This window comes from Acinetobacter sp. AL9 (assembly GCF_041464035.1).
In the GTDB taxonomy this organism is placed as follows: domain Bacteria; phylum Pseudomonadota; class Gammaproteobacteria; order Pseudomonadales; family Moraxellaceae; genus Acinetobacter; species Acinetobacter towneri.
The window spans coordinates 1-260 of the sequence record NZ_JAYFSK010000244.1 but is presented as its reverse complement, the minus strand read 5'-3'; the positions used below and the strand labels follow the sequence as shown (position 1 = coordinate 260).

Genomic DNA, 260 nt, shown 5'->3' with positions numbered 1-260 from the left:
TCAATCCACAGAATGTTGTACTGATCTGGAGACATACCAGGGAATAAACATGCTTCATAATCAGCCATGATTTTTTTCTTATCGGCTTCTGGTAAGTCAGCTTCGGCAAAGGACAGACAACCGCTTGTGTATTTCTTTGTGAATCTGCTTGAATCAATAATTGCAGACGTTAGCTCAACATCACCACTCAAAACTTTGGCATGTTCACGGTCACGATCTGCACCGAGCAAGTAATCAATACATGATTTTGAATTGCCTTT

At 40.4% G+C, this 260-nt stretch carries 1 pseudogene; it reads right to left on the bottom strand.

The window, feature by feature from the left end:
* A pseudogene (locus tag ACEO2X_RS14530) lies at positions 1-260 on the bottom strand (mobilization protein); the annotation flags it as partial.